The organism is Phormidesmis priestleyi ULC007, assembly GCF_001895925.1.
Classification (GTDB): domain Bacteria; phylum Cyanobacteriota; class Cyanobacteriia; order Leptolyngbyales; family Leptolyngbyaceae; genus Phormidesmis_A; species Phormidesmis_A priestleyi_A.
Genome location: NZ_MPPI01000007.1, coordinates 21,880 through 41,387, shown reverse-complemented (window position 1 = coordinate 41,387; position 19,508 = coordinate 21,880). Strand labels below are relative to the sequence as shown.

The following is a 19,508-nucleotide window of genomic DNA, read 5'->3' as shown; positions in this document are numbered from 1 at the left end:
AGATTGAGCGTCTTTCAGTCTTTTGGCGAATGAAGAAATAATGCTTTGTCTCTACCATCAAGGCAATAGTCTAGAAAGATGGAGAACAATCTAATGCCGTTGATTACATTAGAAGATTTTTATCCGACCTATCGAGAAGGACATTCTGACAGCAAATCTGAAATCAAAGGGTTTGAAGCTTGCACACAGACTGGCAACAAGGTTGGCACGATCGCAGATATTCTAGTAGACGATCAAGCAGGGCGGTTTCGATATCTAGTCGTCGATTTGGGGTTGTCTGGCTCTAACAAAAAAGTGTTGCTGCCGATCGGGTTAGCTCATATTAATTACACTGACGATCGCGTCTATGTAGATGGTTTGAGCAGAGAGCAAATTGAACATTTACCCGAACTCAACAATTTAGAATGGATCGACCATCACTATGAAGAACAGGTGCGAGATGTCTACCGTCCTGTGGCAAAGACGACCCAGAAAGCGGTGACTCCGAGTGTGCATCACTATGAGCAAGACCCCGATCTGTATGCGGTGAATGACACTCAGCACCAATCTTTAAAGCTCTATGAAGAGCGGCTGATTGCGAACAAACAACGGCAAAAAACGGGAGAAGTGGCGATCGGGAAACACGTTGAAACAGAAACGGCGAGGGTTTCGGTTCCGGTTGAGAAAGAGCGAGTTGTAATCGAGCGGGTGGCTCCGGTGAGCGAAACAACTATCCCGCTTGGGGCAACTGTCTTTCAGGAGGGGGAAGTGGCTCGGATGGAGGTTTATGAGGAAACCCCAGATGTTCACAAAGAAGCGTTTGTGCGGGAGGAAGTTCGCGTGACGAAGGTCGTCGATCAAGACACCGTGATGGCAGAAGAAACGCTGCGACGCGAGGAGTTAGATGTAGATACGCAAGGTCATCCAGTGATTGATCAGGAGCGATAAATTTCAGAGATTAGGTTCTGGGAGTCTATTCAAAATCCTGGGTCGGTTGTCGCGGCTCGCTACGATCGAGTCCACCAGGAATTAAACAAGCCTCCTCAAGAGTGGGCACAGACTCCTTTGCCCGCCTCTCTTTGCTAGTCTCAACTATTGTCACACCCTTCCATTCAGCAATCCGCTCACCCTCTTTCTCGGAGATGAGATGTATCCCTGATGGAAGCGGATCAAACGTGTGCTTTTTTGTTCCATAGGCATAAAAGTTGCATCTATCGATAGAGGGTGAAATTGGGGTTCCAACTTATTCTAAAGGTAGATTTCTACTGAGTTTCTACGCCCGATACTTTACACCTTTGTTTCCATGCATGAACTGGTTCACGCTGTGCTTGACAGCGACGAAAAAAAGGATCTCCATCAAGTGATTGAGGCGCTCTCCACTTCAGAAAAGCGCTACTTCCTGAGAACTGAGATTCTGCAAACCTTCGCAGATTATTGTCACCAATCTCAAAAACCTGCCTACTTTTTTCACGCCTCCTCGATCGGAGAATTTCTGCACCACACGCACGAGATCATTCTCCAAGACAGGGAAACCTGGTTTGTGCTGCGACCCTGGATCGGCAGTCAGGAGATTTGGCGGTTAAGCGCTGATTTTAGGAAGTTTGAGAAGATGACCCCCGAAGCGCTGTTAGAAGTGCGCGATCGCTTTGTTGATCGCGCTCAACCTCGCATCTTAGAACTTGACCTGCGCCCATTTTATAAAGATTCCCCGACGATTCGCGACCCTAGAAATATTGGGCAAGGGTTGGCCTTTCTCAATCGCTATTTGTGCGACGAATTGCTCAACGACTCGTCTTATTGGCTAGAGGCGTTGTTTAACGTGTTGAATCGGAGCCATTACGACACGATCAAGTTATTGATTAACGATCGCATTCGTTCAGGTCAAGAAATGGCGGAACAGGTCAAACAGGCGCTGCGCTTTTTGCGATTGCGCTCAGAAGACGAGCCTTATCGCGACGTGCATGAACACCTGCAAGAATTGGGATTTGAGCCAGGGTGGGGCAATACAGCGGGGCGCGTCTCTGACACATTGGAACTGCTCGATCGTCTCATCACCAATCCTGAGCCTGCCATTTTAGAAGCATTTGTCAGCCGCATTCCGGCAACATTTCGGGTGGTGCTCGTCTCGATTCATGGATGGATTGGGCAAGAAAGCGTGTTAGGGCGACCAGAGACGACAGGACAGGTGGCCTACGTTTTAGATCAAGCTCGAAGCTTAGAGAAAAAACTGCGAGAAGACATTCACCTTGCAGGGTTAGACTTGCTGAATATTCAGCCGCAAGTGGTAATTTTAACTCGTCTGATTCCTAACTGTGAGGGCACTCAGTGCGGGGTGCGGCTCGAAAAAGTAGATGACACCGAAAACGCCTGGATTCTGCGAGTGCCGTTTCGAGAATTTAACCCCAAAGTGACTCAAAACTGGATGTCTAAATATGAGATTTGGGGATATTTAGAAAGTTTTGCGATCGATGCCGAAGCCGAGATTCTGAAACAACTCGGCAGCAGTCCCAATTTGATTATTGGTAACTATAGCGATGGAAATTTAGTTGCATTTCTATTATCTCGTCGTCTCAAATCAATTTACTGCACCATTGCTCATTCTCTCGAAAAACCAAAGCGGCTATTCAGTAATCTCTATTGGCAAGATCTCGAAGAGCAGTATCATTTTTCCGCGCAATTCACGGCAGATTTGATTACCATGAATGCGGCAGACTTTATTGTCACGTCCTCTTATCAAGAGATTGTGGGAACTCCTAACGCCATGGGGCAATATGAATCCTATAAGTGCTTTACGATGCCACAGCTTTATCATGTGGTGGATGGTGTTGATTTGTTTAGCCCCAAATTTAATCGAGTGCCGCCCGGCGTGAACGAAAAGTCTTTCTTTCCCTATAGTCAAGTAGGCGATCGCGATGCGGGTTTGCACAGCCGAATTGATGATTTGCTGTTGGTTCGTCAAGACGCAATGGCATTCGGGGTACTTGCCGATCGCGACAAGCGCCCAATTTTAGCCCTCGCGCCCATGACCCCGATCAAAAATCTGACCGGGTTGGTAGAGTGTTTTGGCAAAAGTCAAGAACTTCAGACTCACTGTAATTTGATCATCGTCACGAATAATCTCGACTTTAATCAGGCGAGGAGTTCTGTAGAAGCCGAGGAAATTAAAAAGCTATATGCCCTTCTCGATGAATATCACCTGCACGATCGAGTTCGGTTGGCGGGGATGCGGCTGACCAGTTTAGAATTGGGCGAGATTTATCGCACGATCGCCGATCATCAGGGAGTTTATGTCCAGCCTGCTCACTTTGAAGCCTCTGGGCGCACCATTTTAGAGGCAATGATTTCGGGGTTGCCGACCTTTGCGACTCAGTTTGGCGGGGCGTTAGAAATCATTAATGACAAAGAAAACGGATTCCATATTAATCCAACGAATTTAGAAGAAATGGCTCAAGAGATCTTGAATTTTGTCACCCAGTGCGAGACCGATCCGCAACTCTGGCAAACGATTTCCGATCTCGCCATTAAGCGAGTGCAGGAGCAGTATAACTGGCAGTTACACACCCAGCAACTTCTCTTGTTGGCAAAAATTTATGGCTTTTGGAACTATGTCTCCCGCGACGATCGAGAAGCCCTATTGCGATATCTAGACGCGCTATTCTATCTACTCTATAAGCCAAGAGCCGACTTGATTTTAGAAGCGCACATGCAGCGCTAATCTCTACCATACACCTCCTCTACCCAGTGTCGTGACGATGGCTAACCCAGTTCCTACTTCGCCTTTCATCTATAAAGATTGGCTCCTAATCGAGCCGGACTTTGACCCCAATCAGTTGCATCACCGAGAAACGGTCTTTACGATCGGCAATGGCTATTTAGGAACGCGAGGCACCTTTGAGGAGGGCTATCCGCGTGCGTCACCATCCACTTTGATCAACGGCGTTTATGACAGCGTTCCGGTGATGTATACCGAGTTGGTCAATTGCCCCGACTGGTTGCCGCTCGTGGTGATTATCAACGGCGATCGCTTTCGGATGGATCAGGGCGAGGTGTTGAGCTATGAGCGGCGGCTGGATCTGCGGCGAGGATTATTGAGTCGATTGGTGCGGTGGCGCAGTCCTGGAGGCAAAACGGTTGAGTTAAATTTTGAACGGTTTGCGAGTTTGGCAGATCAGCACGTGTTAGCTCTGCGCTGTCAAATCACACCGATCGATTTTGACGGCTTTATCGAAGTGCAAGCGAGTATTAATGGCTATCCTGAAAATCAGGGGTTTAACCATTGGGAATGGCTGAATCAGGGCAAAACCGAGCATGGGGTTTGGCTACAGGTGCGAACTCGTAGCTCTCGGATTGAGCTATCAATGGCATCCGGCATCACGCTGTCAGGAGTCGAGGCATCGCAGCAGGTGTCGAGCGTTCCGGGCTATCCCACATTGACAGCAACCTTTATGGCGACGATGGGACAGACGGTGACGATCGAGAATCTGCTCACCGTGTTTACCTCGCGAGAAGTCGAGTCGCCTGTCACTGCCGCCCAAGAAAAGCTCGCCTCTCTGCCCGATTATTCCATGCTGTTGAGCGCTCACGAGCAAGCCTGGAATCAAAACTGGGAAGCCAGCGATATTGTGATTGAAGGCGACGTGAGAGCGCAACTTGCCGTTCGATACAACCTATTTCAGCTTTTGATTGCGGCTCCTCGTCATGACGATCGCGTCAGCATTCCGGCTAAAACGCTGGCAGGATTTGGCTATCGGGGGCACGTTTTTTGGGATACCGAAATTTTCATTCTGCCGTTCTTTACTTACACGCAGCCCGCGATCGCGCGCAATCTTCTCAACTATCGCTATCACACTCTTCCCGGAGCCAGGCGTAAGGCAGCATACTACGGCTATAAGGGCGCAATGTTTGCCTGGGAAAGTGCCGATACGGGCGATGAAGTCACGCCGCGCTGGGCATCGCCGAACGATCCTTATGCCGAAGATATTCGGATTTGGTGTCGCGATCGCGAGATTCACATTAGCGCTGACATCGCCTATGGTGCCTGGTATTACTGGAAGGCAACGGGCGACGATGAATGGATGCGAGACTGTGGGGCAGAGTTAATTCTCGACACGGCAGTGTTTTGGCGCAGTCGCGTAGAATGGAACACCAAACAGGAACGCTATGAGATTCGCGAAGTAATTGGCGCGGATGAATATCACGAACATGATGTGCATAATAGTGCTTTCACCAATCGGATGGCACAATGGCATCTCGAAAAAGCGATGTTTGTGTTCGATTGGTTATTCGATCACTATCCGGACAAAGCGATCGAGCTACAGAAAACCCTGCAACTTACGTCTGAGCGACGATCGCGCTGGCAAGATATCATCAATAATCTCTTCATTTCCTACGACTCGACGACAGGATTAATTGAGGAATTTGAGAACTTCTTTAAGATCGAAGATATCAATTTAGCTGACTATGAACCGCGTACCAAATCCATGCAGACCATTTTAGGCATTGATGGAGCCAATAAGCGGCAAGTGCTCAAACAGCCCGATGTGCTGATGCTGATTTATCTAATGCGTCAGTCACAAGAGTTTCCCTACGATCCTAAAATTCTCAAAGCCAATTGGGACTATTATGCCCCGCGCACCGATATTACCTACGGCTCGTCGCTAGGGCCGGCGATTCATGCAATTTTGGCCTCCGATTTGGGCGACGTGCAAGAGGCATCCGATCGCTTCTGGCAAGCCGTCTTAGTAGATATCGAAGACACGAGAAGCAACGCCGCAGAAGGCATTCATGGCGCATCTGCGGGAGGCATTTGGCAAGTGCTTGTTTGGGGATTTGGCGGCGTGCAGTTGACCGAAAATGGACCGATCGCCCATCCTCATCTTCCGCCAAACTGGACGCGCTTAAAATTTAAGCTACACTGGCGCGACCAATGGCACGAATTTGATTTGAAGAACGAAGCCAACAACGCAAACAGCGAAACAAATGCAATGACAGATTTAACCGATTCCGCATCCCTTCCTGCAATTCAAAATTCTTCAGGCGTTCAAGGATTTATTTTTGATTTAGATGGCGTTCTCACCGACACCGCAGAATTTCACTATCGGGCGTGGCAACGACTTGCAGACGAAGAAAATCTACCGTTCGATCGTCAAGCCAACGAAGCGTTGAGAGGTGTGTCTCGTCGAGAATCACTGCTTAAAATCGTCGGTGACAGACCTTATTCAGAAGCCCAACTGCAAGCGATGATGGATCGCAAAAACCACTATTATGTCGAGTCGATTCAAGACATTGCCCCAACCGATCTATTGCCCGGAGCGCGAGAGTTGCTCAACGAATTACGGCAAGCCGGAATCAAAATCGCATTGGGTTCGGCAAGCAAAAATGCCCGTCCGGTGATTGAGAAATTAGGCATCGCTGATTTAATGGATACGATCGCCGATGGTCACAGCGTAGAACGTCCGAAACCTGCTCCCGATCTCTTCCTGTTTGCCGCCAATCAGCTAGGATTGCAGCCCGATCAGTGTGTGGTCGTCGAAGATGCGGCGGCCGGAATTGAAGCGGCGATCGCAGCAAAAATGTTGACGATCGGGTTGGGCCCAGTTAAGCGGGTTGGAGCGGCAGATGTGGTTTTACCCGATCTTGAAGGCGTTCACTGGGCAGACCTGCAAGCGAAATTAAATGCAGCCAAACGACAACCCGTTTCTCAAGTGTGATCGGTGACAGCGATCGGTAGAATCGCCATCACTGCACTTTGTATACTCACCCTATTTCGCGATCGGAGTAGGGTTTTTTTGTGGGAAATCCAACAATTTTTTGACTCGTCCGGAACTTTACGATCGACGAGTGTTTTAAAGTTCACCTTCACAAACGTGTGCCCCCTGAATAACTCATTTGTTCATTCGGTCAATTTGTAAAGGAATCCGAGATTATTTCATTTCTGTTGTTGATCGCGTTGCATAAACTTCAACCGTTCAACGTACAAGGCATCAGTTAGCAATCAATCATTGGTTGCTAACTGTTTCTGACGGCTTAATCGAAGAGATCTAGACTCCTAGCGGAATCTCTTGCTGCTCAGAATTCTGTGCAGACTGATCTTGAGATCCTTCGGCAGGCTTATGAGCGACGAGATACTTACTCATAAAGTGCACCTGCGTCGAGACATCTGTGAAGCCAGCACTATGAAGACGAGCAATCAAGTCATCATTCATGTAGTGACGATAATAAGGCTCATGGAAAGTATCTGAGAAGCCAGCCATCACTGGAGCCAATTCTGGCGAATCGCTGACTTGAACTGAATCACAGATCACAAAGGTGCCACCGGGCTTAACCACTCTAAAGGCTTGATCAATCACATTCTGACGCGCTTGCGGCGGCAACTCGTGGAACAAAAACACACAGGTTACTGCATGAAAATAGTTCTCTAAGTAAGGCAATTCCTCAGCATTGGCTTGAATTAATTGAGGCAACTCTCCCGGAATCTGAGAGAGCATTTGATTTGCCTTCCTCAGATAAGCAGGCGAAAGATCGACTCCATAGAGAGATGCTTTAGGCAACATCCCGCGCAGCATTCTCAACGTGCGACCCGTGCCGCTGGCAAGATCTAGAATCTTGATCTGACGAGGCTCGATCGCGCTAAACGTCTGCAACTCTTCCTTTAATGGAGCCAAGATCCGACGACGCATCGCATCTGCCGCACCGTTAAACAGCAACTCTACCTGCAAATCATAGAGGTTTGCCGACATGTCGCTGAGATAGCCATCAGTCTGGTGATGAAAGTTTTGCACATAGTAGCTAGGGTAGCCACTCGTCTCAACATTAGATGAAAATTCCTGGTAGCGCTTTTGGTTTGCCCGCTCCCAAATCTGGGGCATATCGAGCCAGACAGCCGGATAAAACCGAAAGAAATCTTCCCAGGGGTTATCAAACAACATACTTTCTGGATAAACGCCTTTTTCTGCGTCTTGCCAGTCAGCTTCCAGAATCTGACTAAATCGTTGCTGAATTTTAAGCAGCAACTCAGGCGGAAGTGAAACTGTTCTTTTCTCGGACGGAGGAGCCAGGAGATTAAGCACTTGCGTACTCAACACTTTATGCGCCAGCCCAAAATAACTTTTGCTTTGCTGAAATGTTTGATAGGCCAGCTTTGTGATGGTGTCGGGCATGATGACTTAAGATACTGCGATCGACGACTGTAACTAAGTGTAACGAATCTCAGGAGCCAGTTTCACTCACTATTTGCAGATTTATTCACAAAAATGGCGATCGCTGAGTGAAGTGCGATCGCCAAATTCAAAAAGTTAAACCGTGAACCTTTCAAAACCTCGGAGGTTTAAGCCCCTCTGTCGGTCACAATGCTTGATGCTTGGTTGAAACCTCCGAGGTCTGCGGCTCTACTGCTCGGTGACTCTGGGTTGCTGATGCCGATTCTTATACCACTTGTACCAGCTACCATCTGTGGAGAAACCGTTAGACAACATAAAAGCAACGGTTTCGTCGCTCACGTCGATGATCTGAGACTTGTTGGGTTGATTGGGTTGGTTAAACCGTTTCATGGCGCTTACCTCTTGAAAAAGTGTAGTGAACAGGAGGCGCGTTCCTTCGGGAGAGTCCCTACTTCCGTCTCTCTAAAAGCCAAAAAACTTGGTTCCTGGAGGAGATGAACGATTCATTTCTGTATCCAATTTAACAAAATTGAGCTTGAATTGCATTACATTTGCAAAACTTTACAATTTAGCGGCTCATCCCCCTTTGATTTACGATTCGATAAGTGCAGTTGTCATTAGGCGTTATATTTAGGCTGACTTTGTAGCTAGTAAAGCGATGGCTAAACAGAAGCTAGTCCAAGTAGCGCAACTTAAGGACATGCTAAGAGCGTTGCAGCAACTGGATCACTTGCTGACCGATGCCATCTCTAGGGCTGAGATTTTGTATGGTTCAGAAGCGGCGGCTGATCCTTACCGCGGGCTTTACATTAATCGAGAAGAGATCGATCGACTGTTAGCGCGGAAGGTTGGAGAACCTACTCTGCGATCGCACCAGTCAGAACCCGATCTCGCTGAACAACTTAGTCAACTTGCTCCATTCAACTGGTTGAAACACACGTTTGGACTCTCTGAGTTTGACCTCAGCGTTGTTTTGATTTCGCTAGCGCCTGAGATTGACTTGGGGTATGAGCGGATCTACTCTTACCTTCAAGATGATGTGACCCGCAAACATCCCAGCGTCGATTTAGCTCTGAATTTGCTGTGTGCCACCACCGAAACTAAAATGCAGCAGCGCGATCGATTTGCGCCTGCTGCCCCGTTGATGCAACACGGGCTACTGCATCTGATTGTAGACCCAAATCGGGCGCAGCCACCGCTCCTGTCTTATTTTCTCAAGCTGGACGAGCAGGTGATCCGGTTTCTGATGGGGCAGCAGGGCTTAGACTCTCGACTTGCACCATGCCAACTGATTCAGCCCACCATTTCGCTAGAGGATCTGCCGCTCAACGCCCCGATCAAGCAGGCGCTGCGCTCGATCGCGCACACAGTGCAACCCTTACAGCTTTATTTTCAAGGGGTTGACGCGTTGGAGAAACGCCAAACGGCAGAAGCGATCTGCCATGAACTGGATGCGTCGCTTTTGATCGTCGATCAGGCGATCGCTGCCAGTCCTGATCTTGAGCAAACGTTGCGGCGGCTGGGTCGGGAGGCTCGGTTTCAAAATGCAGTGTTGTATCTTGACCAGCGAGAGGGATTGGACAACGCCCAATTAAGCGCGATCGAACAAGCGTTCTCGATGTTTTCAGACGAGGCTTTGCCGATGATTTTGGCAGGTACTCAATCTCAGCGGCTGTCAGGTTGTACAGCCCGCTTCATCCCTGTTAGCTTTCCTAAGATCAGCTTTGCTCAACGGCGAACTTGTTGGAGTGCTAATCTTGCGGCGCTGGGCATGGAAATTGTCGATCAGGAATTAGATGGACTTGCCGATCGTTTTCGGTTAACGCCCCAACAAATTGCGGATGCGGTACTAATGGCGCAGCATCACTCGCGTTGGCAAGCAGCACTGCAATCTCAAGAGGGCTGGGATGTTCAGCCGCCGACGATTGAGGAGCTTTTCAGGGCTGCCCGCGCTCAGTCGAGCCAGAAGTTGGAGGGGCTAACGCGCAAAATTACGCCGCGATACACCTGGAAAGATATTGTGCTCCCGGCGGATCAACTGGCGCGATTAAAAGAGATTTGTAGCCACATTCGCTATCGCCACATTGTTTATGGAGACTGGGGTTTCGATCGCAAACTGTCGCTCGGTAAAGGGCTAAACACGCTATTTTCGGGGCCGCCGGGGACTGGCAAAACAATGGCGGCAGAAATTATTGCCAACGAGCTACGGCTTGATCTCTATCAAATTGATTTATCGCAAATGGTGAGTAAATATATTGGCGAAACCGAGAAAAATCTCAATCAAATTTTCACGGCTGCCGAAAGTGCCAATGCGATTTTGTTGTTTGATGAAGCTGATTCGCTTTTTGGCAAACGGTCTGAGATTAAAGACGCGCACGATCGCTACGCCAATATCGAAGTCGCTTATTTGTTGCAGAAAATGGAAGAGTATGAAGGCATTACGATTTTGACGACGAATCTGGTTCAGAATTTAGATGAGGCGTTTACACGACGGTTACGATTTATTATTGAGTTTCCCTTCCCCGATGTGGAACATCGCTTGAACATTTGGAAAGGCGTTTTTCCTTCAGAAACGCCGATCGCGCCATTCGATTTTGAAGCCATTGCTCAACAATTTAAGTTAGCAGGCGGCAACATTGCGAACATTGCACTAGCGGCTGCGTTTCTGGCGGCTGAATCTGGGCAGAGTATCAACATGGCGCATCTGTTGCAGGCAACCAAACGAGAATTGCAGAAGATGGGACGGTTAGTAAGTGAAGAAGAATTTTTGTAAAACAAGCCGCCCAACTATAGCAATTCTAAGTAGATAGGACTTACGCATTGACAGAAAACAGTAATATGCACTCTTGATATTTGGTCTCTAAAACTACAGTTCCTACAGGCTTTCAAGTGATTTTGAACAAAAACTCAGGTTCAAAGCCGTTTCTTAGAAACGCCGTAACCCAGAAATTGCGTTAATGCACATCTGCATTTTCGGGTCAATGCGTAAGTCCTAGTAGATTGTGGGATGGGCATCTTGCCCGTAGCTAGAAGCCTGTCCCACTTTTAACTGAAATAAGATTGCTACACGTTAAGAATTAGCTAGGGAAAAGTGGAAATGTGTGCAGCGTGAATTAGACTCAAAGACAACTCCAGAAGTGTTTGTCTAAGCAGTCGCCCCAGTTTCACGTAGCCATCATTTCTTTGCCGATGAGCCACGATCGATCCCCATCAGACATACCTGATTCGAGCCAGCAGTTGGTGCAATTTTCTGACATTGCGCGCGGGCTGGCGTATCTTCATACTCGCGTGAATGCAACTGCGGGTCGTTCACTAGAGTCGGCGGCGTTTGTGTATGCGCTGATTGATCTGCTAGTCGAAACGGGAGTGATCACGGTTGAGCAAATCGACGATCGCAAGCAAGAATTCGTCGATCGTCTACTCCAGCGTTATCAACAACACGATCCGGGGGTTGCCCTGCAAGAACCCAATCAAGATAAATATACGTTTGTCCAGACTGCAAAAATTGACTGCGAAAATCGAGTCCACCTGTGCAAAGCTGCCTGCTGTAAAATGGTGTTTCCCCTGTCGCGACAAGACATTGAAGAAGGCGTGATTCGATGGGAGCTAAACAAACCCTACGTGATTGCTAAAGGCGCAGATGGCTATTGTCATCAGGTCGATCGCACGAGTTTAGGCTGTTGTGTTCATACTCAGCGTCCTATTCCTTGCCGCGCCTATGACTGCCGAAATGACGATCGCATCTGGCTCGATTTTGACAACGGCGTGATCAATCCCAAACTCGCCGATCCCAACTGGCCGCACAACTTAACGCCCGACGAACTGTCACTGCCGGAGGTTGCCGATGATTCATCACTTGGATGACACGCTGAGAGAATTGCTCCGGCAAAAAGTGCCGATCGACGACGCAGCGATCGACATCAAGTTTGAAATGCCCAATAGCGACTGGGAAACCAAGCTGACCAAGCCGACGGTCAATCTCTTTCTATACGACATTCGCGAAAATCTGGGGCTGCGAAGCAATGAGTCTTCCCTCGTTCGCAATGGCGCGATCGGCACCGAAACTCCTGCGCCGACTCGCGTTGACTTCACCTACCTGATCACTATTTGGACTAAAGACATCGCCGACGAGCATCGACTATTGGGCAGTCTCCTAAAAACGCTGCTGCGCTACCCCAATCTACCGCCAGAAGTGCTGCAAGGCGAGATGGTCAACCAATCGCTGCCGCTCCGCAGTTGGATCGCTCAACCCGATCGCACTCCCAACGTCTGGGATTTTTGGGGCGCACTCGACGGACGCTTAAAAGCCGGAATTAGCTGTGTAGTAACGCTAGCAGTTGAACCGTTCCCACCAACAGAAGTCGGTTTGGTGACGGAAACCATACTCAAAATTGGACAAAAGTGAGGGAGCGATGCGCGAACAAAGGACAAAAATCCAGTCTCGCTCCTCAAAAAGCGGATTGCGCCCGGCAAAAGCAACCCCGATTCAGAGTTCCTTGTCGCTGCGTCGGGTCGATCGTGCCCTATCTGCTACCGCTCACGGGGCGATGCAGTCAACTGTGGCGCAAAATCATCTCCTTCAATTACAGCAGCAGTACGGTAACAACTATGTACAGCGAGTATTAGCGTTATCGAGATCGGCTCCATCGGCAACAGAAGTTGCTCCGGGTGTTGAGTCGGCGATCGAGCAGTCTCGCGGCAACGGATATCCGCTACAAAACCCTGTGCGAACTCAAATGGAATCCGCGTTCGGTGTAAATTTCAGCGGAGTACGAGTTCACACTGATTTGACCGCCGATCGATTGAGTCAAGCGCTAAATGCCCGTGCCTTTACAACCGGAACCAATGTTTTTTTTCGTCAGGGCGAATATAGTCCAGAGAGTGTCAGCGGTCGGCAACTCCTCGCCCATGAACTGACTCATGTGGTGCAGCAGGCAGGGGGCACTCAGGGCAAGACAACTGTTCAGCGCAAGCCAACAACTCCAGCAACCAGTTTGGGAGCAATTCCAGCAGTCGATCGGCGGGAGATGCAATCCAACACGCTCCCAGTTCCTTCAGTCTTGACCAGTCAGCTTACTAGCCTGTTTGCGACAAATCCGGCGCTGGCAGGTGGAGCAACCGCCGCCTATCTCGTCAGCGCTACCGTCAGCTTTTCAGCGAATATCCCGATGGCAGGAAGCGTTACGGGCTATGACCTACATCGGGGGCTAAGGAGCGTGGGCGGTTGGTTGATGGGTCAAACGTCTCCGATCATTCTGCCGCTCAATACGACCGTAGCGCTGGAACTGGATTTGACTGCGTTTGGGGGCGATCGTGCCATCTACCGATTTAGCTACTACGATGTCGGCACAGGCGCTAGCTCGGTTGAACATCTGCTGATCGAAAACGTTGCCACTGTTCCCGCAGCGCCTACACCGCAACCCGTGCCAGCAGGAACCACGTTTCAAGTCGGTGGGCGCAATTTTCGGTTAGGCTCTGGCTGGTCGCAAACAGAGTTTACGCTTCTGCATCAAGCTTTGGGTTTGTTATCTGGCTCGGCGTTACAGCAAATTGAAAACGTTGAATTCCATCGGGCGGCTACGGTGGCTGGCAGTTCAGAAGCAGGAAACTATGACTCGAACACGAATACGATTACCATTCGCACAAATGCTTTCAACACTTCTCTCTCCCGCTTTGGCACCTCACCTGACTCTACCCGCATCATCCTTCATGAGATTGGACATGCACTCGACTACGCCATTCTGAATCGGGCATGGAGCCGCTACTCTAGTTCGGGGAATGCCCAGCAGCTTTTGGGCGCTCGATCGCTCTCTGGATTGGTTTATCAGCTAGATGCCAGCGGCAATTTTGCGATCGTTGCCGGGGCGCAAGCCACTGCCTATCGTCAGGCGGTTGAGAGAGATCGGGCACAAGCGGGAGGTCGATCGATGCCAACCAGCATTACCCCTTATGGCGCTACAAGCTGGGAAGAAAACTTTGCTGAAGCCTACTCACTCTTCGTCACCGATCCAGCCACCTTTCGGGAACTGCGCCCCAACACTTATGCTTATTTCACTCGACAGTTTCCTTAGGAACGCGGATTAAACTGCCCCAATCTTGAGGGATTTAGGTAGCTCTCCCAAATAGTTCTTAATGCTGACCAGGGCTATATAATCAAGCTCTCCAATGCAGTTTGCAGGTCTTGAGTCAGATCAGAAACGGCTTGTTTACCAGCGCGGCGATTGCTGTGATAAGTGTCCCAACGATCGGAGACTGAGATCGGTTGTCCGATCGTCACCAGCCCACACTGCTGACCTAACATCGGACGCTTGAAAGCATTGCCGCCTTTGATTTTGGTGATCACATCCCACATCAGCAGGGTCGTTTCGGCAAAGCGTTCGGCGGTGGGTTTTTCTAGGACGTATTTGCCAGTGACGGCGACAAAGCTCTCGACTAAGCGCATGTGCCAGATGCGGAGACTGGCTTCTTCGGCGATGCGATCGGCGAGTCCGCGTTCGAGCGGTGATAGGGTTTCTAGATGCAAGTCGTCGCGAAAGACATAATCCCACCCGGCTTGTTCAAGTTTGCGGCAGCGATCGATGACGCTTCCTTTCGGCTGAATGTTGAAATATTGTTCTGCTACTTGCAGCGCCACATTCAGCAACGCCTCTAACCGGACGGCAAACTCTGCGTTTGAGCCAGGAGAAACGCCTTCAATCTCAGATGATTGAGCGGCGGTGGTCGGCAAGGTTTGGTGATAAAAGCGCGTATAAAACTCTTCCATCACCGTTAATAAATGCTCTGCTAACTGATATAAACGCCGATAAAGATGTCCTTCTTTTTCATCGTTGGCTTCTCTCAAGATTCCGCTATCAGCTTCTAGGTCACTTAGCAGTTTCTCAAGGGCTTTCCAGGGAGGTGTGATGTAGCGATATTGAATGCCGATCGGCACAATTAAGACTTTTTCCGATCGTCCTGCTTTAATCAAATCTTCGACACACCAAAAGCCGATTTGTGCGATTCCTGGCTCTAAGGGGCTAATGGTTTCGTTGTGTCCGTTGGTTGCGCCTTCGGGAGCCGCCAAGAGCGGAAATGCACCATTGGCGAATAGGTCACGAGCCGATCGCAAGCCGACGCGATCGAGTTTGCCGCGATGGATGGGAGTGCCCCCCAGTTTGGAATAAAGCCAACCTGCCAGCGACCCTGCCCACAGCGGAATGCCGCGATCGTACATAAAATGTGCGTGGGTGGGAGGCTTGAGCCGAATGCCTTGTTGTTTTGCCAGTTTGGGCATCAAATAATGGAGCAAATAGCCCATGCAAATCGGATCTTGAACGCTAGGATGACGAAATGCGAACAGTAATCGCACCTTGCCTGATTGAAATTGCTGATAGAGATCGATTAGTTGCTCGACATTCTTAGCTTCAACGCGGGTCAGAGGCGTTTTGAGACGCATCCAAAGCGGCAGCGCGAGTTTCACCAGCTTAACTACATTGAGGTTAATATCTGGCGCGATAAACTCTAGCGGGGGTTGAGCCTGGTTGGGCGATCGCGAAGCAGATTTGCGAAATCGGGGCAAAGCGATTCTCCTGGCGTAGGGTTGAAGGTGATATCACATTAGTATTTTCCTCCAAAGTACCTAAAGCCGAATGGACAGTGGCTGATCTGCTACAGATCTCAACACAATTTTTAGAAAATAAAGACGAGTTTGAGTGTCCAGTTCGTGTTGTCGCGAATGAGTTCGATTTGCCGAATAAATTCGCGGAAGTAAAAGCGGCGTTCGGGTTCAGACAAATCGAGCCAAAATTGAGGAATGGACACCGCCTGAGCGATCGCCGTTAAATTAACAGGCGGCAATTGGGCGAGTTTGCCTTGTAGTTGAGCAATCTCGGTGCGGAGATTATAGGCGCGAAGTTCTGCGCTTTCAGAGTCGAGAATGCCACTTTCAGTCAAGCCAGGAAGCTGGGCCAAAATCGTTTGCTTGGCAGCGATCGCGCTCCCAATTCCCTGCTTAACCAGGTTGATGTCGGGCATATTGACTTCTGCAACGGCACGAGGCAAATCATCACAAATGCGCCCGATCGTGGTCTGCAAAATTTGCTCATAGGCGATCGCTTTACACGCGGGTTTGTTGGGGCAGCGAGTGGGACGCAAATACAAATATTCTTTGGTGTCTTTGCGGGTCGATCGAGATGCCACACGAGTTACGGTCATCGGCGACTGACAGGTTTCACAGATCACCAATCCCGCTAGCGATCGCGGGGCACTAGCCGTTCGAGACGGCAGACGACGATTTCGCCGCAGTAAGCGATCGATTTGAGCCGCTTCGTCACGAGAGAGAATCCCGGCATGAGCATCGGCGATCACATCCCCGGTTTGATATTCTAAATCGCCTCGATAAACAGAATTAGTGAGCCAGCGCTGCCCCGTAGAAACCGAAATCTTCTTGCCATATTTTTTCTCTAGATGCCGCACTGCACCTCGCAAAGAGCCATATAGCAGAAATTGCTCAAAGAATTCTTTCACCACGGGGGCAGTTGCCCGATCGACCACATAGCGGTTTTTGCTGCGTCGATAACCGTAGGGAGCTTTGCCGGGTGGTGGCATTGCTTTGACCCGATTGCGGGCATGCCCTTGACGAATGCGCCGACTGCGTTGATTAGTCTGCACTACTTGTAGCAAGTTGAGTAAGTCAGCCCGCAAATCAGAATCAGCGACGATCGCACCCTCTGAAGACGAAGCCTGCTCGATCGTGACTAAACGAACGCCGATCGTCTCTAGCGCTGCGAGGCGATCGCTGACTTCTGGCACTGAGTCGCCCAACTCTTCCAATCGCCGCACTAGCAAATAATCGGCGGGTTCTGTTTGACAATCCATCAAGAGTTGCTGTAACTGCGGACGGGTTGCTTTCTCGGTGGCAATATCTTGATAAACTTGATCAACTTCCCATCCCCATAAAGCGCGATCGGGCGTTGGTTCTAGCAACGGATCGCTGTAGAGATAAGCAATAATTTTCATGTATCTGGTCGTTTGATTGCTGCATTCTCTGGTTCGTTTGATCTCACGATCCTAACTCGATTACGGTGCCATCAGGATCTTGTACAAAAAGCGCCGATCGTCCCGATGCACTCATCTGAAACTCACATCCATATTTGAGAAGCTGATCTTTAGCCGCGTTCACATCCGCAACCAAAAATGCTAGATGACGATTGCGTCCCCATTTCTCGACGTTTTGCAACTCCGATCGGGCAGATAGATCGGTGATTAAGTGAATTTGAACGCCATTCGCTTCATACCAGGCTCCGGGAAATTTGAGGACACGATCAAGCTTTACCAGTCCTAAAATTGTGCCGTAGAAGTGTTCGGCTTTTTCTAAATCAGAAACGAGAATCGCCGCGTGGAGAAATTGTGTGATTTGCATAACAGATTCAAAAGCTGTGCAGTTATCTAATCACAGGATAGAACCCTGCCGGATTATTTTGGTTATAAACCGGAGTTTGATCGATCGGAGGAGTCGATCGTGTCTGAGGAATTAATGGGCTAGGCGGTTGCTCTCGGACGGGTGGAGTGGTCTGCGTAGGTTGACTTTGCTCTTTAGCTTGAGGGCGAATAATGTTAATAAACACAATATTCCGTTGGGTATCGATGCAGCCAACAATGTCAGGATTTTTCGAGCCGTTGGGCAACTGAAAAGAGTTCAGCGATGAGCCACCCGGACGCGGAAAGTCGAAATTGTTACGGCTCGATCGCGGAAACTCGTACCCACTCTGCCCCCCAGGATGCGGAAAATCAAAGCCATCCGAGATTCCCAACCGTGAGCCATTAAACCCACTTCCACAGGCGGCATCTCGATCGGCAAAATTGCGAATGCGAATCACAATTTGACTGTCCGAATTGCGAAATGATTCACTTTGTTGAAGAAGTATTGGAGGTAAGCCAAAGTCTTGTGCCCTAACAGAGGTCGAAACCAGCATTGAGGCGATCGACCCGGCTAAAAGAATAAATTTTGTCGGTGTAGATTTCGATGTAGATTTCATAGAAACGCCTTCTTTGGGTTAATACTGACTGCTAGGGCAACCCCTGACGCTTTATGCACTTGTTTAAAAAATTTCAACCTTTATCCCATGCGTTCTCGTCAAAGCCTTTTAGAAATCTTCTCAACGTTCCTCCAATTTGAGGGCGATCGCGTGTCAGTTTGGGCGATCGATGCTCGACTCCGACGCAGTATGCAGCAATGTTTACAGCAGTCCGATAACTCTGAAACCTCTGGCAATTTTTGGGCGCTTTATTGGTACAAAGTCTGGCAAGAAGACGAGGGAAACGACCCAAACTCTTTTGCTCACTTAATCGCCTATTTGCAAGAAACCTGCTATTGGTCAGCCCAGAAGACGATGACGAATTTTGCGTTGACGCAATACACGCTGCCCGACTGCTTTCAGGTGGCGATCTCCAAAGTTCAAAAAATCTTAAGCGGATTCAATCCACAGCAGGGATTCAGTCTCCAAAATTATGCCAGCGCTATTTTTGCCAGCACGATTCGAGATACGCTGCGTCAACGCCAAGAAGTTGATATCTGCACAAACTGGGCATTGCTCCGAAAAGTCAGCCAAAAACGCTTAATCGAGTCTTTGCAAAATGCTGGACTGTCTGCGGAAACGATCGCAACCTACATCCTCGCCTGGAATTGCTTTAAATCGCTCTACGTTCCCACCCAAGAAACTGCAACGCGCAAACTTCCTCGCCCCGATGAGGCAACTTGGGCAGTGATCGAGCAACGCTACAACGCCGATCGTCGTCAAGTGCCTTCTGCCCCCGCAGCCCAACCTGAAACCCTCGAAAAATGGCTGAATGTCTGCGCTCAAGCAGCACGATCGTACTTAAATCCCAACCTTGTCTCGATCAACACACCTAAAGCAGGTCAAGACACTGGCGAACTGCTAGACGATGTGCCCGAAAGTTCTAGAGAATCGCTGCTGGCTGATCTGATTGCTGATGAAGAGGATCAGACTCGACAGGATCAGCGATCGCAGCTAAATCAGATTTTAGAAGCGGCGATCGGGCAGCTTGACCCCGAACTTCAGGCAATCTTGCACCTTTATTATCGAGAAAATTGCACTCAACAACAGATGGCAGAACGGCTAGATATCAAGCAATACACCGTTTCTCGCCGTCTCACCAAAGCCAGAGAACAGCTTCTTAAAAAACTAGCGCTCTGGAGTCAAGAAACGCTGCATATCTCTCTGACTTCAGCCCTACTTCAATCTATGAGTCTGGTGATGGAAGAGTGGCTTCAACAACACTACAAACCGAGTTCATCAGTATAGCTACTTAAATCAACGTGAGTTCGACGAGTTTTTTCGCTTCGCTCTCAGCGGCTTCTGCCCCCTAAAT

General features: G+C 49.3%; 14 protein-coding genes and 1 riboswitch. Of the genes, 8 read left to right on the top strand and 6 right to left on the bottom strand.

Translation table 11 applies throughout. The features are described 5' to 3' along the window. Positions 1–93 precede the first annotated feature (93 nt). From BRW63_RS08020 to pgmB, 3 genes are all read left to right on the top strand, one after another. A complete protein-coding gene (locus tag BRW63_RS08020) occupies positions 94–927 on the top strand; it encodes a DUF2382 domain-containing protein (RefSeq protein WP_073070389.1) in 834 nt (277 codons plus the stop codon). A gap of 355 nt (positions 928–1,282) precedes the next feature. Further along, on the top strand, positions 1,283–3,694 hold the full coding sequence (locus BRW63_RS08015) for a sucrose synthase (RefSeq protein WP_073070388.1): 2,412 nt from the start codon (positions 1,283–1,285) through the stop codon (positions 3,692–3,694). A gap of 37 nt (positions 3,695–3,731) precedes the next feature. Next, complete coding sequence (pgmB, locus tag BRW63_RS08010) at positions 3,732–6,689, top strand: beta-phosphoglucomutase (RefSeq protein ID WP_073070387.1); 2,958 nt, start codon at positions 3,732–3,734, stop codon at positions 6,687–6,689. A 330-nt stretch (positions 6,690–7,019) separates the two neighbouring features. On the opposite strand, the gene BRW63_RS08005 is transcribed toward pgmB, so the two are convergent. Both BRW63_RS08005 and BRW63_RS28200 read right to left on the bottom strand, forming a co-directional pair. Then, on the bottom strand, positions 7,020–8,138 hold the full coding sequence (locus tag BRW63_RS08005; protein ID WP_083582771.1) for a class I SAM-dependent methyltransferase: 1,119 nt from the start codon (positions 8,136–8,138) through the stop codon (positions 7,020–7,022). 228 nt (positions 8,139–8,366) lie between these two features. Continuing rightward, entirely contained in the window at positions 8,367–8,528 is a 162-nt protein-coding gene (locus BRW63_RS28200) for a hypothetical protein (RefSeq protein ID WP_181314421.1), read from the bottom strand. 35 nt (positions 8,529–8,563) lie between these two features. After that, positions 8,564–8,641: riboswitch (Glutamine riboswitch) on the bottom strand. A 155-nt stretch (positions 8,642–8,796) separates the two neighbouring features. Here BRW63_RS28200 and BRW63_RS07995 point away from each other — a divergent pair. The 4 genes from BRW63_RS07995 to BRW63_RS07980 all read left to right on the top strand — a co-directional run bounded on the left by BRW63_RS07995 (position 8,797) and on the right by BRW63_RS07980 (position 14,209). Next, positions 8,797–10,911 carry an AAA family ATPase gene (locus tag BRW63_RS07995; RefSeq protein WP_073070385.1) on the top strand — a complete coding sequence of 705 codons (2,115 nt, stop codon included), beginning with the start codon at positions 8,797–8,799 and terminating at the stop codon, positions 10,909–10,911. Between the two features lie 416 nt (positions 10,912–11,327). Beyond that, positions 11,328–12,002: a YkgJ family cysteine cluster protein gene (locus BRW63_RS07990; RefSeq protein WP_073070515.1), complete on the top strand. Its 675-nt coding sequence runs from the start codon at positions 11,328–11,330 to the stop codon at positions 12,000–12,002. Continuing rightward, entirely contained in the window at positions 11,983–12,543 is a 561-nt protein-coding gene (locus BRW63_RS07985) for a DUF4255 domain-containing protein (RefSeq protein ID WP_073070384.1), read from the top strand. The genes BRW63_RS07990 and BRW63_RS07985 overlap by 20 nt, the downstream gene beginning before the upstream one ends. 7 nt (positions 12,544–12,550) lie before the next feature. Further along, a complete protein-coding gene (locus BRW63_RS07980) occupies positions 12,551–14,209 on the top strand; it encodes an eCIS core domain-containing protein (protein ID WP_073070383.1) in 1,659 nt (552 codons plus the stop codon). 74 nt (positions 14,210–14,283) lie between these two features. Here BRW63_RS07980 and BRW63_RS07975 read toward each other — a convergent pair whose 3' ends face one another. From BRW63_RS07975 to BRW63_RS07960, 4 genes are all read right to left on the bottom strand, one after another. Continuing rightward, complete coding sequence (locus tag BRW63_RS07975; RefSeq protein WP_073070382.1) at positions 14,284–15,696, bottom strand: 1-acyl-sn-glycerol-3-phosphate acyltransferase; 1,413 nt, start codon at positions 15,694–15,696, stop codon at positions 14,284–14,286. A gap of 110 nt (positions 15,697–15,806) precedes the next feature. Continuing rightward, positions 15,807–17,135 (bottom strand): recombinase family protein, encoded by a 1,329-nt coding sequence (locus BRW63_RS07970; protein ID WP_073070381.1) that lies wholly within the window; start codon positions 17,133–17,135, stop codon positions 15,807–15,809. 43 nt (positions 17,136–17,178) lie between these two features. Further along, on the bottom strand, positions 17,179–17,538 hold the full coding sequence (locus BRW63_RS07965) for a VOC family protein (RefSeq protein WP_073070380.1): 360 nt from the start codon (positions 17,536–17,538) through the stop codon (positions 17,179–17,181). Between the two features lie 22 nt (positions 17,539–17,560). Then, the gene (locus BRW63_RS07960; RefSeq protein ID WP_106254076.1) at positions 17,561–18,154 is read right to left on the bottom strand and encodes a hypothetical protein; all 594 of its coding nucleotides are present in this window, start codon (positions 18,152–18,154) and stop codon (positions 17,561–17,563) included. Between the two features lie 87 nt (positions 18,155–18,241). Here BRW63_RS07960 and BRW63_RS07955 point away from each other — a divergent pair, with 87 nt between their 5' ends. Then, positions 18,242–19,441 carry a sigma-70 family RNA polymerase sigma factor gene (locus BRW63_RS07955; RefSeq protein ID WP_073070378.1) on the top strand — a complete coding sequence of 400 codons (1,200 nt, stop codon included), beginning with the start codon at positions 18,242–18,244 and terminating at the stop codon, positions 19,439–19,441. Positions 19,442–19,508: the final 67 nt, after the last annotated feature.